Here is a 24,395-nt window from a genome sequence, read left to right as displayed (position 1 = left end):
TCGTAGTACGATATAAATCAATCGACGAATGTTGGAAGGCGAAAATGTCTCGGCAGGTGCCTGACTTGACCGGCTTGCGGCTGCCCATCTATTCGAGATCGGCAATAATGCGCGCAAGGATCGCCTCCTGCGAACCAAGCGGCAGAGGAGAATGAGTGTGAAGAAACCCCCGCCGCCGCTGAGACAGGAGGATTACGAGGCGCTCGCCGACCTCAGGTTCGCGCTTCGCCAGTTCATGGACTTCAGCGCCTCAGCCGCCCAGTCGGAAGGACTGCCCGTGCAGCAGCATCAGGCGCTGCTGGCGATCAAGGGGCAACGCGGCGGCGAAGCGATGACCATCGGCATGCTGGCCGAGCGGCTGATCATCGCGCCGCATACGGCGACCGAACTCGTCGGACGGCTGTCGGATGCCGGGCTGGTCGAACGCCATGCCGATCCGGCCGACAGGCGCCGTCAGACGCTGCTCCTGACCGAGAAGGCCGACGAACTTCTGACGAGGCTGAGCGCCGTCCACCTGTCGGAGATCCGGGTGATGGCGCCAAAGCTGATCGAGCTTCTGCTCGAGCTTCAGAAGACAGCGCCGAAAGCGGAATGAACGCGGCCGCGGCGCGGGCGGTCCTCACACACTCTCGACGACCAGCGGCTGAATCACGGGCTGGCCGCGGCGGTCACGCAAAACTTCGACATCCACGCCATAGGTCTGCGCGATCAGCGACGGCGTGACGATCGATTGCGGATGACCGCTCGCCTTCATCGCGCCATCCGCGATCACCAGCAGGTTGTCGGCATATTGGCAGGCCAGATTGAGATCGTGCAGCACGACCACCGTGATCCAGCCATTGGCGCGGGTTTCCCGGCGCACCAGGTCGAGCAGCGCGATCTGGTGCTTCAGATCCAGGGCGCTGACGGGCTCGTCCAGCAGCATGACCTTCGGGGCGCGCATCAACACCTGCGCAAACAGCGCCATCTGCCTTTGCCCGCCGCTGAGCGACGCGATGTCGCGCCCGGCGAGATGGGCGATTCCCGCCTGCGAAAGCCGCGTCATCGCCATGTCGAGCGTTTCGTCGTCGATGTGCAGCGACAGCCGGCCAAGCCGCCCGAGCACCACGACTTCGAGAACGGTGAGCGCGATATCGGCGGCCGTGTCCTGGGGCATATAGGCGAAGCCCTCACGCCACGACTTCAGCACCCGCGCGCTTGTGCGTCCGGCAGAAAGGCTGTCGCGCCCAAGCGTCAACCTGCCCTCGGCGAGCGGCAGGTCGCCGAAGAGCCCCCGCAGAAGCGTGGTCTTGCCCGTGCCGTTGGGGCCGATGACGGCGTGGATCTTGCCGGCCTCCAGGCTGGTGTCGATACCGGAGACAATTCTTTGACCGCTGCGCTCGATGGCGATGTTTTCGAGGCGGATCATGCGCCGGACCTCTTCGGCGCAAAGATCAGCCACAGCAGGAACGGCACGCCGACGATGGCGGTAACGATACCGACCGGAAACAGCGCACCTGGAATGATCGACTTCGACACGACGGAGGCTGCCGACAGCATCAGCGCGCCGCTGACCACAGACATCGGCAGAAAGAAGCGCTGGTCCTCGCCGACCGTCATGCGGGCGATATGCGGGGCGACGAGACCGATGAAACCGATCACGCCGACGAAGCTCGTGGCGGTCGCCGTCATGATCGCAACGATGACGAGGACCTTCATGCGCAAGAGCCGGACATTGACGCCGAGGCTGGCGGCCCGCATCTCGCCCATGCGCAAGGCCGCCAGCTTCCAGGAATCCGCCATCAGCATGGCGCAGCAGACGAAGGTGACGGCCGCGGTCAGGCCAAGCGTCGGCCAGGTCGCTTTCGTCAGGCTGCCGAACAGCCAGAACAATATCTGCTGCGACAGCTCCGGCGAGGACAGGAACTGGATGAGCGACAGAAGCGACTGGAACAGGAAGAGAAGGGCGATCCCGCCGAGAATAATGGTTTCCGCCGTCATGCGGCGCATCGAAGCGAGCGTGAAGAGGAAGAGCGCCGCCAGCATGGAGAAGACGAAAGCGCCGAGCGGCACGGCGATCATCGTATCGAGGCCGAAACCGCCGAGCGCCAGAACAAGTGCCGCCCCGAACCCCGCCGCAGCCGCCATGCCGAGCGTATAGGGGCTTGCCATCGGATTGTTGAGAAGCGTCTGCATCTGCGCGCCTCCGGCCCCGAGTGCCGCGCCGACGGCAAGCGCCATCAGCGCCATGGGCAGACGCAGGCCGCGAACGATGGCGTCCGTCATCGCCGCCCGCTCGCCAAGTCCCGTGAGCGAGCGCACCACTTCTGCCGGCGACAGCAGCGACGGGCCCGTGGCGATATCGAGAACGAGGCATACCGCCATCAGCAATACGAAAATCAGCAGGCTGCGCCAGCGCCTGCGCTCGCGCAGCCGGTGCGCGCCGATCGCTTCGGCATTGCGGGCGGTCACTGTCATGGGAAAACTCTCGATTGGAAACGAGCGCCATCGGACATGGCGCTCGCAGAGATTGGCCGGCCAGGATCAACCCTTGACGGCGATGGCGAAGGTGCCTTCCGGAGCCACCGGCAGATACTTCTTGTAATAGCCGAGATAGTCGGCAACCGGGTCGACGTCTTTGAACTGCTCCGGATAGAGCTGCTTGGCGATATACTGCACCATCGCAAAATCCGAGAGCGTGCGGGAGGCGCCCTGATAAACGCCGAAGAGCCGGCCGTCCTTGACGGCGGGCAATTCGCTCCAGCCCTGCCGGGTTTCGAAAGCCTTGAGCTTGGCGCGAGCCTCGTCGGCCTTCACGCCCTGTCCCATCGGCAGGGCGGTCTCGCTCTTGTTGTTCTCGCGGCCGGAAATGAAGATCGCATCGGGTTTGGACGCCAGGACCTGCTCCGGATTGATCGGCCCCCACCATTCGACGAAGGGCGCGGCGATGTTGTCCCCGCCGGCTGCGGTGGACATGGCGCCCCACATGTTCTTGCCATAGGTGAAGGAATATTCCGCCGGCCCCTTATTGCCGAATTCGACATAGACCTTCGGCTTCGGCTTGCCCGATGCGGCGACACGGGCCGCGATGTCCTTCAGCGCGCCGGCGTAGAAATCGGCGATCTCCTTGCCGCGGACATCCTGGCCGGTCAGTTTACCGAACAGCACGGTCGAGGCGACATGGCGCTCGATCGTCTGGGCGTTATAGTCGACCACGACAACAGGAATGCCTTGCTGTTCCAAGCGATGGGCGTCCTGACCGAGTGCCTGGTACTGCCAGTCGGCAAGGATGACCAGGTCGGGATTGAGGCTCAGCACTTTCTCGATGGAAAAGGTCTGCGCTTCCACTTCGCCGACATCGGCGATATCACCGAGCGAAGGGCGGTGGGCAAGGTGCATCTTCCAGTTGGCGGGAACCCAGCCCTCCCATGCCTCGCGGGAAATCCCGACGACGGAGTCATAGGCTTTCTCGCCGCCGACGGCCATGTAGTCCTCGAAATAGAAGCCGAGAACGACGCGCTTGGCCGGAAGATCGACCTTCACTTCACGGCCGATCACATCAGTGATCGTCTTCTGCTCCGCCATGGCAGAGGGGGCGAAGAAAACTGCGGAAATTGAAACAAACGAGGCAGCCAGCCAGCCGGTTGCGGATCTAAAATTCATGATGACCTTCCATCAGTTAAATACGAGGTCGAGTTATTAAAGGTGATGAAATAAATCAAGTTATTTATCGACCGGCCCTCACCAGGAAAAACATAAGTTCCGGAACTGGAAAATATCGGTGCGCATCATCCCGATCGGCACGCGGCGGCGACGTCATACTGACCGCCGCCGCCTGACGTTTCAGCGCAAAAGCACCTTGCCGAGACGATGGATATGAGCGGCACCGATGCCGCAGCAGCCGCCGATGATCGTCGCGCCGGCCTCGGCCCAGGAGCAGGCAAAACGCGAATAGGCGTCGTCGTTCAGATCGTCGCGGGTGTCGTGCAGGCCTTCATTGGCGGCCGATGCGCCCTGTTCCCCTTCGAAGGCGTTGGCATAGACGCCGATTTCGATCCGAGCCTCCGCCTTGCGGAACACGCGCGCCGCCGTCTCGACGGCGCCTCGCATGACTTCAGGCTTGCTGCAATTGAACAGGAAGGCTTCGGCACCTGACGAAACCGCCCAGGAGGCCGCCTCCTCGACGCTTTCACGGGAGCGGAGCTTCGGCTCACCGCTTTCGATGTCCGCCTCGTCATCCGCCAATGTGAACGAGATCCAGAACGGCTTGCCCGATGCCGCCACCGCCTTGCGGACGGCCTCGCCCTCGGCGATCAGGCTCAGGGTCTCGCCGAGCCATATGTCGACGAAGGGGTCGAGGTTTTCGACCAGCACCTTGAGATAATTCTGCACCCGTTCAGGCCGAAAATTCTGCGGCTCGTAGGAGCCGAAGATCGGCGGCAGCGAACCGGCGACCAGCACCTTGCGACCGGTGACGGAATCGGCCGCCTCGCGTGCTAAGCGACCGGCAAGACGGATCAGCGCCGCCCCCTCCGTCTGGAATCGGTCTTCGCCGATATGGAAGGGCACCAGCGCATAGCTGTTCGTCGTGATGATCTCAGAGCCGGCATCGATGAACTCCTTATGCACCTCGCGGACGATATCCGGCGAATTGATCAGCGCCAGCGCCGACCATTCCGGCTGCTTCAATTCGGCGCCGAGCCGCAGCAATTCGCGGCTCATACCGCCATCGAGAATTCGTGTGGTGCTCATGAAGAGATCTCCATTCAGGCTGTCGCGCCGTTACCGGCGGCGGGCTTTTAAAGACAAAGTGAGAAACGTCCGTCCGCCTAACGCCGGACCGGCACTTGCGCTTCGAGACCTCGAAAGACGCGGGCGATGACGGCGGTCAGGGCGAGATAGAAAAGGGTGACGACAAGCAGCGGCTCATAGACCAGCAGCGTGTCCTGGCGAACCTTGTTGGCCACGGCATAGAGATCCATCACCGTCACCGTGAAGGCGAGCGGCGTCGCCTTCAGCTGCATGACGATCTCACCGGCAATCGTCGGCAGGGCGATGCGGATGGCGCGCGGCAGCCAGATACGGCGGGTCAGCTTCCAGGGCGACAGGCCGAAGGCCCGGCCGGCTTCGAGCTCGCCCTTGGGAACGGCAAGCAGGGCGCCGCGCAAAACCTCTGCCTCATAGGCCGCATAGTTCAGCGTGAAGCTGACGGCGGCGAAGAAGAAGCCTTCGCGCAGGATCGGCCAGAACAGGCTCTGGCGGATGCCGGGAACCATCGGCAGCAGCGAGCCGACACCGTAATAGAGAAGCCACAGCTGGATCAGCAGCGGTGTGCCGCGAAAGAAGGTGCAGTAGCCGCGGGCAAGCAGCCGCGTCAGCCTGCCGCCGCTGACCTGCGCGAAGGCGAGACCGATGGCGATGATGAAGCCGAACGTCACCGAGATGACCAGCAGCGACACCGTCTGCCAGGCGCCGGTCAGAAGCAGCGGCCAGTAGGACGAGATCCAGGTGAAACTCATGGGGCGCGGCTTTCTTCAGGCAAGGCGCGGCTGTCCCCGCCGCACCCGCCCCTCGATCAGCTTGAAAGCGAGGTTGGAAACGAGCGTGATGGCGAGATAGAGAAGGGCGGACGCGAGGAAAAACACGAAGTAGTGTTTGGTGCTCGCCCCGGCGAGGCGGGTGGCGAGCGCCAGTTCCTGGTAGCCGACGACCGCGACCAGCGCGCTGTCCTTGGTGATCGACATCCACAGATTGGCAAGACCCGGCAGCGCGTTCGGCAAAAGCGCCGGCAGCAGGACGCGGCGGAACCGCAGCATCGGTCGCATGCCGAAGGCCTTGGCGGCTTCGATCTGGCCGGCGGGAATGGCGAGGATTGCGCCGCGCAGCACCTCCGTCATATAGGCGCCCTGCACGAAGCCGAGCACGGCGACGGCGGCGACGAAGCCGTTCACATTGACCGGCGGCAGCTCCAATGCCGCCAGCAGCCGGTTGAGGCCGTCGGTGCCCGCATAATAGAGCCCGACGATCAGGATCAGCTCGGGAACCGCGCGGATGACAGTGGTGTAGAGATCGAGCAGCAGGCGGAGCAGGCGATTGCCGGAAAGCTTTCCGAGCGCGCCGCCGGTGCCGAGCAGCAGGCCGATGGCGAAGGCGCAAGCCGAAATGGCAACCGTGGAGACTGCACCTGTCAAGAGAACGCCGCCCCATCCCGGAGGATAGGGAGACAGCAGGTCCAGAATGCCTTGTTGCGCGGTCGCCATCGCCGAGACTGCTTACTTCGCGCCGTAGATGTCGAAGTCGAAGTATTTCTTGGTGATGGCGTCATACTGGCCGTTGGCGCGAACCGCAGCGATCGCCGCATTCAGCTTGGCTTTCAGCTCCGTATCTTCCTTGCGCAAACCGCCCGAAACGCCGGCTCCGAGAATTTCCTTGTCGTCGGCGACATCTCCCATCTTGGCGCAGCAATCCTTGCCGCCGTCGCTTTTCAGGAAAGCGTCGAGCGCCAGCGAATCGCCGAAGACGTAGTCGATACGGCCGGAGGCGAGATCCTGGAACGCCTCGTCGAGCGTCTGATAGGTCTTTTCGTCGGCAGCCTCGGCGAAGTATTTCTTGTAATATTCAGACTGAATCGTCGACACCTGAATGCCGATCGTCTTGCCCTTCACGTCGTCGGCCGTGGCGCCCGCCTTCTGGTCCTTGGGACCGATCAAAGTGCTCGGCGTGTTGTAGTACTTGTCGGTGAAGTCGATCACCTTCGAGCGTTCCGCCGTATTCGACATCGACGACCAGATCACATCGAACTTCTTGCTCTCAAGAGCCGGAATGAGACCATCCCAGGAAATGTCGACGATCGCGCACTTCTCCTTCATCTCCGCGCAGACGGCGTTCATCAGGTCGATTTCCCATCCGTGCCACTGACCCGAGGCGTCCTTGGCGAAGAAGGGCGGATAGGATTCGTTCATGACGCCGAAGCGGACTTCAGCCTGCGCGGCGATCGCGGAAAGCGCAAGTGCCGCGCCGGCAAAAAGCGTGGGGAGCAGTTTCATTCGCAGGATTCTCCTGGTTCGTGTGTTGTCGATGATGGCTGGTGTGGATCAATGGGCGCTGAGGCGGGTGAATTCCCGGCAACGGGCGCTGGCCGGCGCCCCGAAAACCTGTTCAGGCGGCCCTTCCTCCTCGATCCGTCCCTGATGCAGGAAGAGGACGCGGCTCGAGACATCCCGGGCGAAGCGCATTTCATGCGTGACGATCAGCATGGTCCGGCCTTCCTCGGCGAGATCGCGGATGACCTTCAACACCTCGCCGACCAGCTCCGGATCGAGCGCCGATGTCGGCTCGTCGAACAGCATGACGGCGGGATCGACGCAGAGCGCCCGCGCAATCGCTGCGCGCTGCTGCTGACCGCCGGACAGGAAAGCGGGATAGGCGTCGCGCTTGTCGAACAGCCCGACCTTGTGGAGCAGGGCTTCCGCCTTTTCGATCGCCTCGCGCTTTGACATGCCCATGACATGCACCGGCGCCTCGATGACATTTTCCAGCACGGTGCGATGAGCCCAGAGATTGAAGCTCTGAAAGACCATGCCGAGCCCGGTCCGCAGCCTCTCGATCTGCCGCCAGCTCTGCGGCTGCAGCCGCCCGCCGCGGCCGACTTTCAGCGCGACGTCCTCGCCGTTGACGGCGATGCGGCCGCGATCCGGCGCTTCCAGGAAATTGATGCATCGAAGGAAGGTGCTCTTGCCGGAGCCCGACGAGCCGATGATCGAAATCACGTCGGACTTGTGGGCCTCGGTCGAGATACCCTTGAGAACCTGTTGCGAGCCGAAGCTTTTATGGAGATCTTCGACGCGAAGAGCAGGAAAGGGCTGATCCGACATGCATGGGTCCGGCTGAACTGAGTTTGCAAAGGATAATGATAAAATAACGCGGCTTTTTCGCGCAATTATCACCTCTTTTGCATATTTTGTGCAAAATAATCTTCCTCACGCATCGAATGCGGCAGAAACTATGAAATGCCATAATGGAATTGGACTGGACAATGGAACAGCTGGATCGTTTTGACCGTGACATTCTCGATATCGTTCAGCGCGACTGCCAGCTGAAGGCCGAAACGATTGCCGAACGGATCGGGCTGTCGGTCTCGGCCGTGCAGCGGCGATTGAAACGGCTGCGCGAAGAGGGGATCATCAAGGCCGAGGTCGCCATCGTCGATCGGAAGGCGACAGGAACATCGATGGTGTTCATCGTCGGCATGGAAATCGAGCGGGACAATTACGACGCGTTGGCGAAGTTCCGCGTCTGGGCCGAGAAGCAGGATCATATCCAGCAGGTCTATTACGTCACCGGCGCAGTCGACCTGATCGCGATCGTCACCGCCCGCGACGTCGAGCATTATGACGACATCGCCGCCCTGATCATGGCTGACAATCCGCAGATCCGCCGCATGCACACCAATGTCGTGCTGCGCGACGTCAAGCTCGGCCTGTTCGTGCCGCTCGAATAGCTCCGGACAAGCCGCTGGACTCGCCTTCGGCAAAGGGCATAATTCCGGGCGCAAATTTCGGGAGGAACGATCCTTGACGTTACGACACCAGATCATCGCATTGGCGATCGTCCCGCTCGTCATCTCAATCCTTGCGATCACCGCCTTCATCACCTGGCAATCGGCAAACCTCGCCAAGAACAGCATCGATACGTTCGAGCAGAACATGCTGAAGACCAAGGAAGCCGAGATCCTCAATCTGACCAATCTTGCCCTCTCCGCCATCCAGACGATCTACGAGAAGGCCGGGGCCGACGACGAAGCCGCCAAGCAGCAGGTGGCGGCAATCCTGACTTCGCTCGACTACGGCAAGGATGGCTATTTCTTCGTCTATGATTATGACGGCAACAATATCGTCCATCCGCGCCAGAGCTTTCGGCATGGGCAAAATTGGCTCGACCTGACCGATCCCGATGGCGACAAGGTGATTGCCGAGCTGATCGCCACGGCAAAGGCGGGCGGCGGCCTTCACCAGTACAAATGGCAGAAACCTTCGACCGGACAGATCGCCGACAAGCTCTCCTTCGTCGTCAGCCTCGACAAATGGCACTGGGTCGTCGGCACCGGCGTCTACCTGGACGACGTCTTCGCCCAGAGTGCCGCCGCCAACAAGGTGATGCGCGCCAATATCAAGCGAACCTTCGTGATCGTCGCGCTGATCGCCGTGCCGTCGGTGCTCGTTGTTTTCACCACCTGCATGCTGCTGACCTTCCACGAGCGCCGCATGGCCGACAGCCGACTCAAGGAGCTGACGCAGCGGGTGATCGACACCCAGGAAGAAGAGCGTACACGGCTGGCGCGCGAGCTGCATGACGGCATCTCCCAGACCCTTCTCGGCGTACGTTATGCGATGGATCTCGCCGGCCGCAAGGTCCGGACCAATGTCGACGAGGCGTCGCTGACCATCGATCGCGGCGTCGAGGCGCTGAACGGCGCCATCAAGGAAATCCGGCTGCTCTCGCATGATCTGCGCCCGCGCGTGCTCGACGATCTCGGCCTGACGGCTGCGCTGGAGGCGCTCTGTCATCACTTTGCCGAACGGACGGGGATCGAGACGAAGATCGACGCCTCGGGCTTCGCCGGCACGCTGAAGGCGGAAGCCAGCACCGCCCTTTATCGCGTCGCTCAGGAGGCCTTCAACAATGTCGAGCGGCATTCGGGCGCCTCGAAGCTCTCGGTCAAGCTCTGGAGCGACGGCGGCCGCGCCCGCATGACCATCTCCGACAACGGCACCGGCTTCGACGGCGCCAGGGATGGCGCCTCCGGCGGCTCGGGCCTCGGCCTGCGCAACATGCAGGAGCGGATGGCGCACTTCCGCGGCCTGCTGCTCATCAACAGCAGCGAGGCCGGCACGACGCTGACGGCAATGATGCCGAGATCGGCCAATCTGCCCGCCGGCAAGCAGGCGGAAGCCGCATGACGGAACGCCCGAAAATCAGGGTGCTCCTGATCGACAACCATCCGCTGGTGCTGGACGGGCTGAAAGCCGTGCTCGAAACATTCGATCATATCGAGGTCGCCGGCACCGCCGGCCTCGCGCAGACCGGGCTCGATATCGCCCGGCAGCTCCAGCCGCAGGTGGTGCTGATGGACATCAACATGCCGAAGCTCAGCGGCATCGACGCGATCGAACTGTTCAGGAACGAACTTCCGCAGACCCGCGTGGTGATGCTCTCCATGCATGACAGTCGCGAGTATATCTCCTCTTCAGTCATGCGCGGCGCCGCCGGTTATGTTCTGAAAGACGTCTCCACCGAGGAGATCGTCGCGGCGATCGAAACGGTCGCGGATGGCGGCACCTATTTCTCCTCCGGCGTCTTCGACGCGCTGATGGGGGAACGGGTGGAGGAGGGGAGCGACCCCTTGACGCCGCGCGAACGCGACACGCTCGGGCTGATCGTTGCCGGCCGGAGCAACCGCGAGATCGCCGAAGTGCTCGGGATAAGCTCTGCCACGGCGGAAACCCATCGCAAGAACCTCAAGAAGAAACTTGGCATTGCCACCACCGCGGGCCTCATACGCTATGCACTCGACCATGGCATCGCCTCGAAAATCGACGCGAATTCGCGCCTACCCACTTCTGGGTAGAGCCCGGTATTTCGGCTCTGTGCCCATCTTGTGGGGATAAAACCGACGCCCTAGGACTCCATTCGCGGCTTGCCAAGCGCCAAGCCGTTGGGAGGAATTCACATGCGTTACATCAGCTTCCGATTGGCCGGAAAAGCTCGAGCGACCCGAACGGGGTCTGCTGCCGCCGCCGGCTGACAGACCTGCCTTCCACGCCGACAACTGGAACATGGCGACCGCCCCGCGGCGCCTGAAAGGTACTCCGACATGGAAAAACCACGTAGCAAGGCAGCGCTCTGGCTGCTGATCATTCCGTACATAGGTCTGCTCTGGCCGCCATTTTACAATCTCCGCGAGCCGTCGCTTTTCGGCTTTCCCTTCTTCTACTGGTATCAGCTTCTCTGGGTGCCAATCACCGCGACGCTGACCTGGATCGCCTATCGGAGTGTTCGCCATGACGACTGACATCAACGGCACGGCGCTCGCCGTCTTCATCTTCTTTTTCGCCCTCGTCACCGTCATGGGCTTCGTCGCCAGCCGCTGGCGCAAGCCCGAGACGCTCGCCCATATCGATGAATGGGGCCTCGGCGGACGCAACTTCGGCACCTGGATCACCTGGTTCCTCGTCGGCGGCGATTTCTACACCGCCTATACCGTCATCGCCGTCCCGGCGCTGGTCTATACCGTCGGCGCCTACGGCTTCTTCGCGCTACCCTATACGATCGTCGTTTATCCCTTCGTCTTCATGGTCATGCCGATCCTGTGGAAACGCGCCAAGGATTTCGGTTATGTGACGGCCGCCGACGTCGTCCACGGCCAATATGGATCGCGCGGCCTCGAACTCGCGGTCGCGGCAACAGGCGTCATCGCCACCATGCCTTACATCGCCCTCCAGCTCGTCGGCATGACGGCGGTCTTGAAGGCGCTCGGACTGCATGGCGAACTGCCGCTGGCGATCGCCTTCATCGTGCTGGCGCTCTACACCTATTCGGCGGGCCTGCGCGCCCCGGCGCTGATCGCCTTCGTCAAGGACATCATGATCTATATCGTGGTGATCGCAGCCGTCGCACTCATCCCGTCGAAGCTCGGCGGCTATGCCAATGTCTTCGCCTCGGCCGATGCGGCCTTCCAGGCCAAGGGCTCCGGCAACCTGCTGCTCGGCGGCAATCAGTATGTCGCCTATGCCACGCTCGCTCTCGGTTCGGCGCTCGCGGCCTTCATGTATCCGCATACGCTGACCGGCATCTTTGCCTCCAACAGCGGCAAGACGATCCGCAAGAATGCGATCATGCTGCCCGCCTATACGCTGCTGCTCGGTCTTCTGGCGCTGCTCGGCTATATGGGCCATGCCGCAAACCTGAAGCTCGACAGCGCCAATGATGTCGTTCCGACCCTGTTCAAGACCTTGTTTTCGGGCTGGTTCTCCGGCTTCGCCTTTGCGGCGATCGCGATCGGCGCACTGGTGCCGGCGGCGGTGATGAGCATCGGCGCGGCCAATCTCTTCACCCGCAATTTCTGGAAGGCCTATGTCGACCCCAAGGTCAGCGATGCGGGCGAAGCCAAGGTCGCGAAGGTGACGTCGCTGGTGGTGAAGGTCGGCGCGCTGCTCGTCATCATCTTCCTGCCGACGCAGTTCGCCCTCGATCTGCAGCTGCTCGGCGGCATCTGGATCCTGCAGACGCTCCCGGCCCTGGTCTTCGGCCTCTACACCAACTGGTTCCGTGCACCCGGGCTGCTTGCCGGCTGGTTCGTCGGCTTCTGCGGCGGCACCTACCTGGTCTGGGACGCCGGCTGGAAGCCGCTGCACCTGATCAGCCTCGGCGGTGAACCCTTCACCGTCTATACCGGACTGCTGGCGCTCGCGGCAAATATCGCCGTTGCCGTCGTGGTCAACGCCCTGCTTCCGGCCAAGGTCCCGGCTCGGGCGTAAGATAAAAACACGAAGGGCAGCAAACGCTGCCCTTCGCTACTTTATTTTTCAGCAGAACCCTCTGCGGTTTAAAACTCTTCCCAATTGCCGGCCAATGCTGCGTTCCCCTGGGTCGCATTCCCCTGGAACGACTTGCTCACTCTGGCAACCATCTGGCGAGCCGGCGAAGCCACGGGCTGAGCATGCTGCGCCGCGGGGGCCGGCTGCGATATGCGCCTCGATGTCACCGCTCCGCCAATGTTGAACTGGCCCAGGAGCTGGAACAGCGCATCGGCTTCCTTGGCGAGTTTGTGAGCGGCGGCTGTGGCTTCTTCGACCATGGCGGCGTTCTGCTGCGTGCCCTGGTCCATCCTGTTGACGGCGGTATTGATTTCTTTCAGCCCGGTCGCCTGCTCCTGCGAGGCGCCGACGATGGCGCCGACATTGCCGTCGACCTGCTGCACCTGTACCGCAATCTCCTGCAGGGCCTTTCCGGTTTCGCCAACCAGGGCGACGCCGTTTTTCACATGGCCGTTCGACGCGTTGATCAGCTCCTTGATTTCCTTTGCCGCCTTGGCGGAACGCTGCGCCAATTCGCGCACTTCCTGGGCAACGACGGCAAAGCCCTTGCCGGCTTCACCGGCGCGGGCCGCCTCGACACCGGCGTTCAGCGCCAGCAGGTTGGTCTGGAAGGCGATCTCGTCGATGACGCCGATGATGCTGCCGATCTCGGTGGCCGACGATTCGATCTTGCCCATGGCATCGACCGCGTCACGGACGACGCTGCCCGAGCGCTCCGCATTGTCCTTCGTCTTGCGGACGAGCTGGCCAGCCTCCTGAGCCCTGCTGCTGGAGTCGGCGACGGTGGTTGTGATCTCTTCCAGGGCAGCGGCGGTCTCCTCGACGGAGGCGGCCTGCTGCTCGGTCCGCTTGGCGAGATCGTCCGAGGCAGAGCGGATCTCCTGTGCGCCGGCCGCAATGGCGCTGGCGTTCTCGGCCACCTTCTGCATGGCGGCGCGGAGCTTTTCGACGGCGGAATTGAAGTCGGCCCTGAGTTTTTCCAGGGATGGGATGAACGGCGTGCCGATCTGCTGCGTGAGATCGCCATCGGCCAACGCCTGCAATGCACTGCCAAGCTGGCCAACGGCCCGGTCCGTCTGCTCGGCAAGGGTGCGGCGTTCGTCGGCATCCTGTTCGAGCCGATGCCGTTCAGCGACGGCCCGCCTGGCTTCCGCATCGGCTTCCCGCTCCGCCTTTGCCGAAATGGCGTCGCGCAATCCCGCCACGGCGCGGGCAAGCTTGCCGATCTCGTCGCCGCGCGCTTCGAGGCGACGGTCGCCATCGAGATTGCCCTCCGCCATCGCTTTCAGCGAAAGCTGCAGTTTTGCCAGCGGACCAACGATCGTGCGTGCGGTAATGACCGCCGCCAGGACGGAAAGGAGCGCCGCGATGCCCAGCGCGGTCAGGACGATCGGCTTGAAGCCGCTCGCCGTGCTGCGGACGTCGCCGCCGATCGATTTGTTCAGTGCTTCCTGGTAGTCGATGAATTTGTTGATGGCGCCGAGCCAGGCAACGAAGTCCGGCCGGGCCTGTTCGAGCAGGATCTTGCGGGCAGCCTCGCCGTCGCCCTTCTCCTGCAGCGCGATGATCTGGGCGACCAGGGGATTGGTTTTCGCCTGGATGTCGGCGATCTCCTTCAGGATGGACTTCTCCTGGTCCGTTGCGCCGGCCGGCGATGCGACCATATCGGCCATGCGCTTTTCGTTCTCGGCATAGGAAGCCGCGAGCTTTTCGATCAGTGCCTCGGCCGCCTTGCGTTCATCGGCGGAGGTCACCAGGGTCACGTCGCGAATGGCAATCGCCCGGTCGTGCACGCTGCCGCGAAAATTGATGGCGAACCGCTGCTTGACGCTATTGACGTCGTTGATCGTTTCGAGATTGCTGTTGATCTCCGCGACCTTGACCGTCGAATAGATGCTCAGGCCGGCCATCAGCAAGATCAGGAAGCTGAAGCCAAGGGCGAGACGCACTGCGACCCCGAAATTCTGAATGCTCTTCATTACCGCTCTCCATCGTGTGGGAGGTTTATCCTAGATGTCTTGGCCGCCGGGATCGCTTGTCGCATCTCGTTCAGATGTGGATTCCGCTGTCCCGATCGCACCCTGCAGAAGCTCTCCGCCCGCGGAAACTTGCATGCCGACGCCCGCGCCTGTTCCGTGAACGGCGCCAACGCGTCCGAGATGCGAGGCCTGCGTCACGGGAACAACGTCAATTCATGCAAGATTTCGGGTGCCCGGCCCGCCGTCATGGCGCAGGTAACGCTCCCTTGGAACGTCGCTCCGATAGCTTAAAAATAAGGTGATATATTTTAGAGAATGTAAACGACGCCGAGAAGGCATGGTTCTGCTACGTTTTTTGGATATTTCATCTGCATTCTTGCGCAAAAGGACTAATTTTCGCACAGGGAAGAATATGCGAAGTTGCTGTATGGAAAAGACGCATATCGTCTGTTGCAAAAAAGACCGCTGAATGTTCGCGTAAGCGGTGCCCGAATAATGATTTGCGGAAGCGCGAGCCGATGTTCGTCGCTTGTTAAGCGAAACTCTTTGAGAATTTTTTAGAAGTTCTGATGGACGATACGCTCGGAAAAAATGGGGCAGAGGTGGCACCACAGGCGTCTTCCAAGTCACGGCAGAATGAGAACCTGACGGCGCGCTGGCAGGTGCTGCTCGAGAGTGCCGTGCGTCTGGATTGGGAATGCCGCACCGGCGAAGCGCTCGAGGTTGGCGAGGCCACCTATGAAGCCGCGCTCGAGGCAGGTGATGTTGCCGGAGCCTTGCGCGCCTCGCATCGGCTGGCGCTCATTCATTTCAACAAGGAGAGCTTGGCTGAGGGCCTGAAAATATGCATTCGCGCCGAAACTTGGCTCCGCTATTGCCAGGACCAGGCTGCCATCATTTCCCTGCAGTCGATCCATGGCGGCCTGCTGGTGGCCCTCGGCGATCTGGAAACCGGCTTCGCCCTTCTGACCGATTGCCAGAAGCGCACCAAGTCCTGCACGGATCCGCTCGCCAACTGGCGGGCACGCACGGCCTATGCGGTGGCATTGTTTGACACGAAGGACTTCGATCGCGCGACCGAGGCCGCCGCCGAAAGTCTGGGCTATGCGGAGACGAGCGGTCTGGCAAAAGGCTCCGTGCTGATTGCCCGCTCGATTGCCAGCCGCATGGCGGCACGCGCACTCGGCGAGCATCGCCTGGCAGGGCGGGAGATCGACAACACCCTTCTTGCCCGCACGGAAGATCAGTTGCGGTCGATTCTGACCGAGGCTCAGGCGGAAAACCTGCCCTATGAGATTGCCGAGTGCCATTGCTATCTCGGGCTCCTGGCATGGACGCGCGGCGAAGATGCCGCGGCGGCCGCCCATTATATCGCCGCCATCACCGCCTCCCGGGTCGCAGAGGACGAGGTGCTGCTGGCGGAAACTTCCTACTGGTACGCCTATCTTCTGGCCGGGCAGGGCGCTTTCGGCGAAGCCGTGTCGCTGCTTGCAGCCATCGAGGCGATGGAAGTCGCTCTGGCCACGCCCCGCATGAAACTGCGTCATTTCGACATGCGCTTCCGGATTGCCGAAATGGCCGGCGACTGGAAGGCGGCCTTCGACTATCACAAGATCTATCATGAGATGGTGATCGAGGATTATCGGCGACTTGCCTCGGCGCGTGCCTATACGATGAAGCTGGCGCTCGACCTAGAGACGATGCGCCGCAAGGAAGACAGCGCCCGGCTGGAGCGTGAGCGCCTGCTGGAGGAAAATCTGCGGCTTGCCGCCGAACAGCGCGAGGCGGTGCTGGCATCGCGCACCGATCCGCTGACCGGCCTCGGCAATCGCCGCGAATTGCAGCTCAGATGCAGGGATTGGGCCGAATCCGGTGTGACCCATGCGGCGTTGCTGCTGTTCGACATCGACCACTTCAAACGCATCAACGACATCTTTTCTCATGCGACGGGCGACATGGTTCTGCGTCAGATTGCCGGATTGCTGGGCGATATCGGACCGGAAGGCAGCCTGGCGATCCGCATGGGCGGCGAGGAATTCCTGCTTCTGCTTCCCGGCACGGCAGCCGGCGACGCCTTTGCCGATGCCGAGCGGTTGCGCCTGCGGGTGCAGGATCATGACTGGTCGGCGGTGACCCCGAAGCTTGAGGTCACCTGCTCCATCGGTCTGGCGGATTGGTCTTTGACCGACAGGCTAGAGGCTGCATTGCATATCGCGGACGCAAACCTTTACGCCGCCAAGAATGCCGGCCGCAACCGCTGCGTGGCGACGGTAGCGTAACGCTTGGTGCTCGCCGGTTGCTCCGCCTGATGTCAGGCGACGCGCGGTGGATATTCGTTGGCGGCGAAAACGTGATGATGCACTTTGCCGGTGAAAAGCTTCAGAAGCTCGCCAGTGACCTCCCGGCTCTGAAACCGCACGTCGGAGAGAAGTGCTGCGTTCACGGCCTCCATGTGAGGATAGCGAATGGCCAGAGCCATGGCATAGACCGGCGCGCCTTCGTCGCGTTCGACCCCGTCCAGCACGCGGATTTCTTCGGCTCCGGGAAATTTCGTCCACAAAGGGACAAGCCGCTGTCTCACAAAGTCGCGAAATTCCTCTTCCCGGCCGGGATGGATTTCGCCTTCAAACAAAGCATAACGAATGATCATAGGTTCTCTTTTCCAAAACTCGAGGGAGCTGGGTCGATGTCGGGTGACTGAGGGGAGGGAGGGCGTATCGGTCGATACGCCCTCGGGAAGGCTTATTTGCCCCAGATTTTCTTATATTGATCGCGGTAACCGTTATCGGGATCGAAGCTGTTCTTCGGCCCGCCGTCGAATTCGACATTCTCACTGGTTACCACGTGCAGCGGCGACACATAGCCCGACCATGGGGCGCCGGCGAAAGCGCGGTTCAGTTCGTCGACCAGCTGCCAGCCCTGCAGGTTGAGCGGCTCGGCGACGGTGACGGCCTGGAACTGCTTGGCGCGGATACGCTGATAGGCGCTCTCCGAACCGTCGCCGGCCGCGACATTCACCGGCTTGCCGTCACCGGCAATGCCGGCCGACGCGAGCGAAGGTCCCATGAAATCGTAATAGAGGTCGTTGATCGCCAGGGAATGCGTCCACTTGGCGCCGTATTTCTGCAGCAGCGACGTCGTCAGCTGCGGCATGCGTTGGGAGGTTTCGGCGATCGGCGTGTCGACATATTCCAGCACGGTGCCGCCGAGATCCTCGATCTCCTTCTTCATGCGGTCGGCCTTGGCGATCGCGATCGCATAGGTCGAGTCGGTGAAGATGATGACACCCGGCTTGCCGCCGGCATCGGCGAAGGCCCAGTCCGCCGCGGACTTCGAGACTTCCATCGCATCGGTGGTCACATTGGCGAATACCCCGACCTCGGGAACCGGGCCGACCGCCGAGGCGGCGTGCCAGGACACCATCGGAATGCCGGCCGCCTTGGCCGCTTCCATCGCCGGCTTCTGCTCGACGGCGTCGAAACCGTTGATGATGATGCCGTCGGGCTTCAGCGCCATGGCTTGGCCGAAGGCCGCCGTCCGTCCGCCGATCGAGCCGGCGCCGTCAAGCGCCTTCACCGTCCAGCCCAAGGCGCCCGCCGCTTCCTGAACGCCGTTGACCACGCCGAGGATGCCGCCGTTCTTCATATCGGCGGCAAGAATAACGATGTTCTTGCCGCTCGCACCCTTCGGGCCGCTCGTCGGGCCATCCCAAGCGCTCACCTTGGACGCATACTTGTCGACCACGGCCTTGGCGTCGGCCATGGAATCGGCCATTGCCGGCACGCTGAGCAGAAGGGCGACGGTTGCGACCGTTGCCTGCATTAAAGTCCTGCGCTTCATGTTCACTCCTCCATTTTGTTTGTTCTGGAACACCGGCTGAGCCGGCATCCTCATTTGGATGCGGGTGTGATCCTCCTCACAGCTCCGCGCTTGCGCTGGGCGTAACCTGCTATGCCAATGGCAATCAGCAGGGTTACGCCGTTGAACAGCGGTTCGACGAAGAACGATCCGCCGAATTGCTGAATCCCCGATATGCCGACCGCCAGGATGATGACGCCGATCAGGGTGCCCCAGACATTCACCCGCCCCGGCTTGATCGTCGTCGATCCGAGGAATGCGCCGACAAGCGCCGGCAGCAGATATTCGAGGCCGACGCTCGCCTGGCCGATGCGCAGCTTCGAGGCGAGAAGGACACCGGTCAGAGCCGCCAGCAGACCCGAGGTGATGAAGGCCCCCATCACGAATTTGCGGACCGGAATGCCGTTGAGGGCCGCGGCCTTGGGATTGGCGCCGATGGCGTAGAGATAGCGGCCGATCGGCAGGTATTCGAGCACGATCCACATGCAGATCGCGATCAGGAGCACGTAGAAGCCGGTGATCGGCAGGCCGAACAGCATGGTGCCGTTCAGCGCATAGAAACCTTCCGGCAGGACGCCGACCACCTGTCGGCCGCCGGTGTGCCAGAGGGCAAGCGCGTAGAGCACCGTTCCGGTGCCGAGCGTGGCGATGAAGCTATCGATCTTGGCGACCTCGACCAGCAGACCGTTGATGAAGCCGGTGAGAACGCCGAGTGCGAGCACGATGACGACGGCGACCGGCCAGGGCAGGCCGTAGACCGTCTGCAGGCTGATGGCGAGAATGTGCCAGAGCACGATGCCGTAGCCAACGGTCAGATCGATGCGCCCCGACGCCATCGGGATCATCGCGGCGAGCGACAGCAGCGCGATGATCGCCTTGTCGGAGACGATCGAGCGGACGTTCAGCACGGTCGGGAAGGTATCGGGCAAGAGGATCGAGAAGAGCACGATCAGGCCGACAGTCAGGATCACCAGCCCGTAAACCGGGATCAGGCGTCCGATCTTCTGGCCGGTGGACAGGCCGGCCATTTCGCTCTTGGTCGGCTCCAGCGCAGTGGATTCAATGGATTGCATGGCTGTTCTCCCGATGGCTCAAGCCGCTTCCGAGGCGGAGGCGGCGGTGATGACCGCCTCCGTCGTCAGAGCGCTTCCACTCAGTTCGCTGACGATTTTGCCGCGCGAGAAAACCAGCGCGCGGTGGCAGATATGGGCAATTTCCTCGAAATCCGTCGAGACCACGACGACCGCCAGACCGGCTTCCAGCGCCTGGGTGATCAGGCGGTAGATCTCGGCGCGCGCGCCGATGTCGACGCCGGCGGTTGGGTCTTCGGCAACCAGCAGCTTGCGGCCGGTCGCCAGCCAGCGGCCGACGACCACCTTCTGCTGGTTGCCGCCCGACAGCGCTTCCGCCGGCAGATCCGGATCGTTCGGCCTGAGGCCGACGGAATGGCCGATCGCATGGGCAAGATCGGCTTCGCCGCGCGGCGACAGGAAGGAGAAAAGCCCGCGGCCGACGGCGGCCGGATTGAGGTAGGTGTTTTCCCGAATGGAAAGCGACAGCGCGACGGATTCCTCCGTCCGGTCACGGGCGATCAGACCGATGCCCGACGCCATGGCCTGTCGCGGGCTGGAAAGATCCGGCGCCTGGTCATGCAGCAGAACCGAGCCGTTGAAGGGCTCGCAGCCGAACAGCGCCCGGCCGATCCGCTCCTGGCCGGCGCCGCGCAGCCCGGCCAGGCCCAGCAGCTCGCCCTGACGGATCTCGAAGGAGATCGGGCTCGTGCCGGCGCAGACGAGGTCGCGGACTTTGACGATCGCTTTGCCGGGCTTGATCTCGGTCTTCGAAAACAGACTGTCGCCGCTGCGGCCGATGATCATCGTCACCAGTTCGTCGGGGGTGGTCTCGCTGACCGGCTTCTGTCCGACCATGCATCCGTCGCGCAGCACGGCGACTCGATCGGCGATGCGGAAAATCTCGTCCAGCCTGTGGGAGACGTAGATCATGCCGACGCCGCGCTCCTTCAGGGGGCGGATCGCATTGAAAAGCCGATCGACTTCGTCGGCGGGAAGGCTCGCCGTCGGCTCGTCGAGCACCAGAACATCGGCTTCGACGGCAAGCGCGCGGGCGATGGCGACGAGCGATTTTTCGGTGCGCGACAGGGCCGAGACCCGCGTCGTCGGATCGAAGTCGCAGCCGACCAGTTTCAGCGCTTCCTTGGCCCGCGCCTGCGTCCTTCCCCAGTCGATCAGGCCGCCGCGCATCGAGAAGCCCTGCGACAGGCCCATATTCTCACCGACCGTCATCCACTCGATCAGACCGAGATCCTGGTGGATGAAGGCGACCGGCTGCCGCTCGTTCGGTTTCGGCGGGCGATGATGGTAGCTCTGGCCGCGAAAGAAGATGTCGCCGTTATCCGGCCTGTAAATGCCGGCAAGCGTCTTGATCAGCGTCGATTTGCCGGCGCCGTTTTCGCCCAGCAGCGCAAGGATCTCGCCCTCGCGCAGATCGATCGAGACGTCACGCAGCGCCTGCGTGCCGCCGAAGCTCTTGGTGATCGATTGGAACTCCAGCAGTCTCTTGGCTTCCACTGTGGCTCCTCCCAAAGCTGCAGCTGTCCTTACGAAAAGATGTTATCGATAACATTCCACAGTAGTCAAGCGGAAAGTGACAATCCCCAACTCCGCCAGATGACGTCAGCCGGCGCGAAATCCGTCGAGGAGATGCATCATCTCGGCAGAGTCCTTCGGCCCAAGGCCGGCGGCGCAAAGCAGGCGGTGAATCTCCACCACCGCACCCGTCATCGGCAGCGGAGTCTTGGTCTTCAGCGCAAAGGCCTGAAGCGAATCCAGATCCTTCAGCATATTGTCGATCCTGCCCGTCGGCGAGAAATCGCGGGCGGCGAATTTCGCCATGAATTCCTGCAATATCCGGCTGTCCGCCCGGCCGCCGGCAAGCGCTGCCGGAATTGCGGCCGGGTCGACGCCGCCGGCTTCCGCGAGCTTGACGGCTTCGGCGATCGCCTGGAACAGCACGGCACAGAACAGCTGATTGATCAGCTTGGTGGTCTGACCGGCGCCGGAGGCGCCCATCAGCGTATAATTGGCGGCAAGATGCCGCATCACCACACGCGCCCGCTCGAAGTCCTCGGGGTTGCCGCCGGCCATGATCGTCAATTTGCCGCCGAGCGCGCCGGGTACGCCGCCCGACAGCGGGCAATCCACCCATGCCATGCCGGTTTCCGCACGCAGCCGTTTCGCCATGTCGGCCGTCTCAGTGGGGTCGATGGAGGACATGTCGATCAGCAGCTTGTCGGCGATTGCCGCCGCCGCAACCCCCTTCTCGCCGAAGACGACGGCGCGCACGATGCTGGCGTGATTGAGGCTGAGAATGCAGAATTCCGACGCCGAGACGGCAGTCGCCACGGAGCTCGCCGCGTGAGCGCCCTTTGCCGTCAATGCTGCGACCTTTTCGGCATCGAGATCGAAGACCGATACTTTGTGGCCGGTTTCGATCAGCCGTGTGACGATCGCCGTTCCCATGATGCCGGCGCCGATAACGGCGACATCTGCTCTATAATCATCCTGCATGAAAACCTCCCTTGTCGGCCGCGCCCAGCCCCTCACAAGCCAGCGCCACCATATCATCCAAAGCCCTATCGATCGCCACCGTTACCACACCGGCTTCACCGGTCGGCGGCTCCAGCGTCTGCAGCTGGCTGTCGAGCAGCGACGCCGGCATGAAGTGGCCCTGGCGGGCCTGCATCCGCGACAGCAGCAGATCGCGCGAGCCCTCCAGGAAAACAAAGGCCAGGCGCCCGCCAGCCGCCTGTCTCAACCGGTCCCGATAGCTGCGCTTCAGCGCCGAGCACGAAATAACCAACCCCCGCGACACCCTTTGCGCGGTCTTTATTTCCTCGCCGATCCGGTCGAGCCAGGGCAGGCGGTCGGCGTCGGTGAGCGGTATGCCTTTCGCCATCTTCTCGACATTTGCCGCGGGGTGGAGTTGGTCGCCCTCCACAAATCGCACGCCGTTTCGAGCGGCGATTCCCGCTCCAACCGAGGATTTGCCGCAACCGCTCACGCCCATGACCACGACCGCCAGAGGCAACGCTTCTTTCTCGCTCTCCATCGTCGTGTCTCGGTCAGAGGCAGGTCGTGATGCCGCCATCGACATAAAGCGTGTGGCCGTTGATGAAAGACGAGCCGCGGCCCGAGAGGAAAACGGCGGCACCCACCAGTTCCTCGACATTGCCCCAGCGTCCGGCCGGCGTCCGCTTCTCGAGCCAGGACGAGAATTCGGGATTGTCGACGAGCGCCTGGTTGAGCGGCGTCTTGAAATAACCCGGCGCGATCGCATTGATCTGCAGACCGTGCTTGGCCCAGTCGGCGCACATGCCGCGCGTCAGGTTGCGCACGGCGCCCTTGGTCGCCGTATAGGGGGCGATGCCGGGACGAGCCAGTTCGCTCTGCACCGAAGCGATGTTGATGATCTTGCCCTGACCGCGGGCGATCATGGCCTTGGCGGCTGCCTGGCCGACGTAAAACACGCTCGAAATATTGGTGGTCAGCAGTAGCTCCCATTTGTCCGCCGGAAAGTCTTCCAGCGGCGTGCGAAACTGCATGCCGGCATTGTTGATCAGGATGTCGAGCGGGCCGATATCGGCCTCGATCGCATCGATGCCCGCTTTGGCGGCGTCCTTGCTGGTCACATCGAAGATGGCCGCATGCGCCGACAGGCCTTGAGCCTTGAGGCTCTCTACGGCCCGTTTGACGCTTTCGGGCGTGCGGCCGTTGATGACGACCTCTGCGCCATGCTGCGCCAGGCCCTCGGCCAGCGCATAACCGATCCCCTGGCTCGAGCCGGTGATCAGGGCAAGCTGCCCGGTCAGATCAAACAGGTTCTTCATGCAAGTAACTCCTCCGGTGTCGCTGCGAATGACGGCTTATACCGCCACTTCAGGTGAAACTCACTTGACATCGCTTTTCCGGATTATATGTTATCGATAACATAATCAACTGTCAAAATGCGGGACGGAGACGGAATGCCTGAGGTAGAGATCTTGATGACCGGAGCCTACCCGGAATGGGATATGGTCGATCTGGAGGCGAAGTATCGCGTTCACCGCCTGTGGGAAGCGACCGATAAGCAGGAATTGATTGCAAGGGTCGGCAAGAATGTTCGCGCCATTGCGACGCGTGGCGAACTCGGCGCCTCCGCCGAACTGATGAAACAATTGCCGAAGCTGGAGATCGTCTCCTGTTATGGCGTCGGCACCGATGCCATCGACCTCTCCTATGCCCGCGCCAACGGCATTCGTGTCACCAATACCCCTGACGTGCTGACCGAGGACGTCGCCGATATCGCCATCGGATTGCTGCTTGCCACGGCGCGGCAGATTCCGCAGGCCGATGTTTTCGTCCGCGCCGGCCAGTGGGGCAATGTCGCCATGCCGCTGGTGACCCGCGTCGCCGGCAAGAAGGTCGGACTTGCCGGCATGGGGCGGATCGGCAAGGCGATCGCCAGGCGGGCCGCCGCTTTCGGCTGCGACATCGCCTATTTCGCCCGCAATGAGCACAAGGATGTCGCCTACGCCTACCAGCCGGATCTTGTGGCACTTGCCGATTGGGCCGATTTTCTGATCGTCATCGTCCCCGGCGGGCAGGCGACGATGAAGATCATCAATGCCGAGGTGCTGAAAGCGCTCGGCCCCAACGGCATGTTGATCAATGTTTCGCGCGGAACGACGGTCGACGAAGAGGCGCTGATCGCGGCCCTCCAGGACGGCACCATCCAGGCCGCCGGCCTCGACGTCTTCCTCAACGAACCGAAGATCGATGCGCGTTTCCTGACGCTTCAAAACGTGGTGTTGCAGCCCCATCACGGCTCCGGTACCGTCGAGACTCGCAAGGCCATGGGCCAGCTGGTCAGAGACAATCTCGCCGCGCATTTTGCCGGCAACCCGCTTCCAACTCCCGTCGTGTGA

The 24,395-nt window shown here is 62.5% G+C and carries 24 protein-coding genes; 8 read left to right on the top strand and 16 right to left on the bottom strand.

Going from position 1 to position 24,395, the window contains the following annotated elements:
• The first annotated feature begins 157 nt into the window (after positions 1 to 157).
• Entirely contained in the window at positions 158 to 595 is a 438-nt protein-coding gene (locus CO671_RS11930; protein WP_097606088.1) for a helix-turn-helix domain-containing protein, read from the top strand.
• Between the two features lie 24 nt (positions 596 to 619).
• Here the strand turns inward: CO671_RS11930 and CO671_RS11925 are convergent, their stop codons facing one another.
• The 8 genes from CO671_RS11925 to CO671_RS11890 all read right to left on the bottom strand — a co-directional run bounded on the left by CO671_RS11925 (position 620) and on the right by CO671_RS11890 (position 7,853).
• Positions 620 to 1,408: an ABC transporter ATP-binding protein gene (locus tag CO671_RS11925; protein WP_097606087.1), complete on the bottom strand. Its 789-nt coding sequence runs from the start codon at positions 1,406 to 1,408 to the stop codon at positions 620 to 622.
• A complete protein-coding gene (locus CO671_RS11920; RefSeq protein WP_097606086.1) occupies positions 1,405 to 2,457 on the bottom strand; it encodes an iron ABC transporter permease in 1,053 nt (350 codons plus the stop codon). The genes CO671_RS11925 and CO671_RS11920 overlap by 4 nt, the downstream gene beginning before the upstream one ends.
• A 66-nt stretch (positions 2,458 to 2,523) precedes the next feature.
• Positions 2,524 to 3,642: an ABC transporter substrate-binding protein gene (locus CO671_RS11915; protein WP_097606085.1), complete on the bottom strand. Its 1,119-nt coding sequence runs from the start codon at positions 3,640 to 3,642 to the stop codon at positions 2,524 to 2,526.
• Between the two features lie 180 nt (positions 3,643 to 3,822).
• Positions 3,823 to 4,731 (bottom strand): homocysteine S-methyltransferase family protein, encoded by a 909-nt coding sequence (locus CO671_RS11910; RefSeq protein WP_097606084.1) that lies wholly within the window; start codon positions 4,729 to 4,731, stop codon positions 3,823 to 3,825.
• 77 nt (positions 4,732 to 4,808) lie between these two features.
• Positions 4,809 to 5,498 (bottom strand): ABC transporter permease, encoded by a 690-nt coding sequence (locus tag CO671_RS11905; RefSeq protein WP_009983832.1) that lies wholly within the window; start codon positions 5,496 to 5,498, stop codon positions 4,809 to 4,811.
• Positions 5,499 to 5,513: 15 nt separating this feature from the next.
• Complete coding sequence (locus tag CO671_RS11900) at positions 5,514 to 6,239, bottom strand: ABC transporter permease subunit (protein ID WP_097606083.1); 726 nt, start codon at positions 6,237 to 6,239, stop codon at positions 5,514 to 5,516.
• A 12-nt stretch (positions 6,240 to 6,251) separates the two neighbouring features.
• Positions 6,252 to 7,025 carry a transporter substrate-binding domain-containing protein gene (locus CO671_RS11895; protein ID WP_097606082.1) on the bottom strand — a complete coding sequence of 258 codons (774 nt, stop codon included), beginning with the start codon at positions 7,023 to 7,025 and terminating at the stop codon, positions 6,252 to 6,254.
• Between the two features lie 48 nt (positions 7,026 to 7,073).
• A complete protein-coding gene (locus tag CO671_RS11890; protein WP_097606081.1) occupies positions 7,074 to 7,853 on the bottom strand; it encodes an ATP-binding cassette domain-containing protein in 780 nt (259 codons plus the stop codon).
• A gap of 161 nt (positions 7,854 to 8,014) precedes the next feature.
• Here CO671_RS11890 and CO671_RS11885 point away from each other — a divergent pair, with 161 nt between their 5' ends.
• From CO671_RS11885 to mctP, 5 genes are all read left to right on the top strand, one after another.
• Entirely contained in the window at positions 8,015 to 8,479 is a 465-nt protein-coding gene (locus tag CO671_RS11885) for an Lrp/AsnC family transcriptional regulator (protein ID WP_097606304.1), read from the top strand.
• Between the two features lie 73 nt (positions 8,480 to 8,552).
• A complete protein-coding gene (locus CO671_RS11880; RefSeq protein WP_097606080.1) occupies positions 8,553 to 9,938 on the top strand; it encodes a cache domain-containing protein in 1,386 nt (461 codons plus the stop codon).
• Entirely contained in the window at positions 9,935 to 10,606 is a 672-nt protein-coding gene (locus CO671_RS11875; protein ID WP_010028382.1) for a response regulator transcription factor, read from the top strand. The genes CO671_RS11880 and CO671_RS11875 overlap by 4 nt, the downstream gene beginning before the upstream one ends.
• 246 nt (positions 10,607 to 10,852) lie before the next feature.
• Positions 10,853 to 11,050 carry a DUF3311 domain-containing protein gene (locus CO671_RS11870; protein ID WP_007539443.1) on the top strand — a complete coding sequence of 66 codons (198 nt, stop codon included), beginning with the start codon at positions 10,853 to 10,855 and terminating at the stop codon, positions 11,048 to 11,050.
• Positions 11,040 to 12,515: a sodium:solute symporter family monocarboxylate transporter gene (gene mctP / locus CO671_RS11865; RefSeq protein ID WP_097580872.1), complete on the top strand. Its 1,476-nt coding sequence runs from the start codon at positions 11,040 to 11,042 to the stop codon at positions 12,513 to 12,515. The genes CO671_RS11870 and mctP overlap by 11 nt, the downstream gene beginning before the upstream one ends.
• Before the next feature lie 68 nt (positions 12,516 to 12,583).
• Here mctP and CO671_RS11860 read toward each other — a convergent pair whose 3' ends face one another.
• On the bottom strand, positions 12,584 to 14,554 hold the full coding sequence (locus CO671_RS11860; protein ID WP_097606079.1) for a methyl-accepting chemotaxis protein: 1,971 nt from the start codon (positions 14,552 to 14,554) through the stop codon (positions 12,584 to 12,586).
• A gap of 569 nt (positions 14,555 to 15,123) precedes the next feature.
• Here CO671_RS11860 and CO671_RS11855 point away from each other — a divergent pair.
• Complete coding sequence (locus CO671_RS11855; RefSeq protein WP_245424974.1) at positions 15,124 to 16,833, top strand: GGDEF domain-containing protein; 1,710 nt, start codon at positions 15,124 to 15,126, stop codon at positions 16,831 to 16,833.
• Positions 16,834 to 16,865: 32 nt separating this feature from the next.
• Here the strand turns inward: CO671_RS11855 and CO671_RS11850 are convergent, their stop codons facing one another.
• The 7 genes from CO671_RS11850 to CO671_RS11820 form a co-directional block, all read right to left on the bottom strand.
• A complete protein-coding gene (locus tag CO671_RS11850) occupies positions 16,866 to 17,204 on the bottom strand; it encodes a hypothetical protein (RefSeq protein WP_097580874.1) in 339 nt (112 codons plus the stop codon).
• A gap of 92 nt (positions 17,205 to 17,296) precedes the next feature.
• On the bottom strand, positions 17,297 to 18,394 hold the full coding sequence (locus tag CO671_RS11845; RefSeq protein WP_097606078.1) for a substrate-binding domain-containing protein: 1,098 nt from the start codon (positions 18,392 to 18,394) through the stop codon (positions 17,297 to 17,299).
• 50 nt (positions 18,395 to 18,444) lie between these two features.
• Positions 18,445 to 19,485, bottom strand: a complete 1,041-nt coding sequence (locus CO671_RS11840; RefSeq protein ID WP_097606077.1) for an ABC transporter permease — start codon at positions 19,483 to 19,485, stop codon at positions 18,445 to 18,447.
• Positions 19,486 to 19,503: 18 nt separating this feature from the next.
• Complete coding sequence (locus CO671_RS11835; protein WP_097606076.1) at positions 19,504 to 21,000, bottom strand: sugar ABC transporter ATP-binding protein; 1,497 nt, start codon at positions 20,998 to 21,000, stop codon at positions 19,504 to 19,506.
• 105 nt (positions 21,001 to 21,105) lie between these two features.
• On the bottom strand, positions 21,106 to 21,999 hold the full coding sequence (locus tag CO671_RS11830; protein ID WP_097606075.1) for an NAD(P)-dependent oxidoreductase: 894 nt from the start codon (positions 21,997 to 21,999) through the stop codon (positions 21,106 to 21,108).
• Complete coding sequence (locus CO671_RS11825; RefSeq protein WP_097606074.1) at positions 21,989 to 22,540, bottom strand: gluconokinase; 552 nt, start codon at positions 22,538 to 22,540, stop codon at positions 21,989 to 21,991. Before CO671_RS11825 ends, CO671_RS11830 begins: the two co-directional genes overlap by 11 nt.
• A gap of 13 nt (positions 22,541 to 22,553) precedes the next feature.
• Positions 22,554 to 23,318: an SDR family oxidoreductase gene (locus CO671_RS11820; protein WP_010029976.1), complete on the bottom strand. Its 765-nt coding sequence runs from the start codon at positions 23,316 to 23,318 to the stop codon at positions 22,554 to 22,556.
• A gap of 135 nt (positions 23,319 to 23,453) precedes the next feature.
• Here CO671_RS11820 and CO671_RS11815 point away from each other — a divergent pair, with 135 nt between their 5' ends.
• Positions 23,454 to 24,395 (top strand): 2-hydroxyacid dehydrogenase, encoded by a 942-nt coding sequence (locus CO671_RS11815; protein WP_097606073.1) that lies wholly within the window; start codon positions 23,454 to 23,456, stop codon positions 24,393 to 24,395.

The sequence above is a fragment of the Rhizobium sp. M10 genome (genome assembly GCF_002531955.1).
Classification (GTDB): Bacteria; Pseudomonadota; Alphaproteobacteria; order Rhizobiales; family Rhizobiaceae; genus Rhizobium; species Rhizobium etli_C.
This window is presented reverse-complemented; position numbering and strand designations above follow the sequence as displayed.

Excerpts from the sequence above, each read along its gene's own strand:
- CO671_RS11925 (WP_097606087.1), bottom strand. The coding sequence starts at position 1,408 with ATGATCCGCCTCGAAAACATCGCCATCGAGCGCAGCGGTCAAAGAATT.
- CO671_RS11920 (WP_097606086.1), bottom strand. The coding sequence starts at position 2,457 with ATGACAGTGACCGCCCGCAATGCCGAAGCGATCGGCGCGCACCGGCTG.
- CO671_RS11915 (WP_097606085.1), bottom strand. The coding sequence starts at position 3,642 with ATGAATTTTAGATCCGCAACCGGCTGGCTGGCTGCCTCGTTTGTTTCA.
- CO671_RS11910 (WP_097606084.1), bottom strand. The coding sequence starts at position 4,731 with ATGAGCACCACACGAATTCTCGATGGCGGTATGAGCCGCGAATTGCTG.
- CO671_RS11905 (WP_009983832.1), bottom strand. The coding sequence starts at position 5,498 with ATGAGTTTCACCTGGATCTCGTCCTACTGGCCGCTGCTTCTGACCGGC.
- CO671_RS11900 (WP_097606083.1), bottom strand. The coding sequence starts at position 6,239 with ATGGCGACCGCGCAACAAGGCATTCTGGACCTGCTGTCTCCCTATCCT.
- CO671_RS11895 (WP_097606082.1), bottom strand. The coding sequence starts at position 7,025 with ATGAAACTGCTCCCCACGCTTTTTGCCGGCGCGGCACTTGCGCTTTCC.
- CO671_RS11890 (WP_097606081.1), bottom strand. The coding sequence starts at position 7,853 with ATGTCGGATCAGCCCTTTCCTGCTCTTCGCGTCGAAGATCTCCATAAA.
- CO671_RS11885 (WP_097606304.1), top strand. The coding sequence starts at position 8,015 with ATGGAACAGCTGGATCGTTTTGACCGTGACATTCTCGATATCGTTCAG.
- CO671_RS11875 (WP_010028382.1), top strand. The coding sequence starts at position 9,935 with ATGACGGAACGCCCGAAAATCAGGGTGCTCCTGATCGACAACCATCCG.
- CO671_RS11870 (WP_007539443.1), top strand. The coding sequence starts at position 10,853 with ATGGAAAAACCACGTAGCAAGGCAGCGCTCTGGCTGCTGATCATTCCG.
- mctP (WP_097580872.1), top strand. The coding sequence starts at position 11,040 with ATGACGACTGACATCAACGGCACGGCGCTCGCCGTCTTCATCTTCTTT.
- CO671_RS11860 (WP_097606079.1), bottom strand. The coding sequence starts at position 14,554 with ATGAAGAGCATTCAGAATTTCGGGGTCGCAGTGCGTCTCGCCCTTGGC.
- CO671_RS11855 (WP_245424974.1), top strand. The coding sequence starts at position 15,124 with ATGGACGATACGCTCGGAAAAAATGGGGCAGAGGTGGCACCACAGGCG.
- CO671_RS11850 (WP_097580874.1), bottom strand. The coding sequence starts at position 17,204 with ATGATCATTCGTTATGCTTTGTTTGAAGGCGAAATCCATCCCGGCCGG.
- CO671_RS11845 (WP_097606078.1), bottom strand. The coding sequence starts at position 18,394 with ATGAAGCGCAGGACTTTAATGCAGGCAACGGTCGCAACCGTCGCCCTT.
- CO671_RS11840 (WP_097606077.1), bottom strand. The coding sequence starts at position 19,485 with ATGCAATCCATTGAATCCACTGCGCTGGAGCCGACCAAGAGCGAAATG.
- CO671_RS11830 (WP_097606075.1), bottom strand. The coding sequence starts at position 21,999 with ATGCAGGATGATTATAGAGCAGATGTCGCCGTTATCGGCGCCGGCATC.
- CO671_RS11825 (WP_097606074.1), bottom strand. The coding sequence starts at position 22,540 with ATGGAGAGCGAGAAAGAAGCGTTGCCTCTGGCGGTCGTGGTCATGGGC.
- CO671_RS11820 (WP_010029976.1), bottom strand. The coding sequence starts at position 23,318 with ATGAAGAACCTGTTTGATCTGACCGGGCAGCTTGCCCTGATCACCGGC.
- CO671_RS11815 (WP_097606073.1), top strand. The coding sequence starts at position 23,454 with ATGCCTGAGGTAGAGATCTTGATGACCGGAGCCTACCCGGAATGGGAT.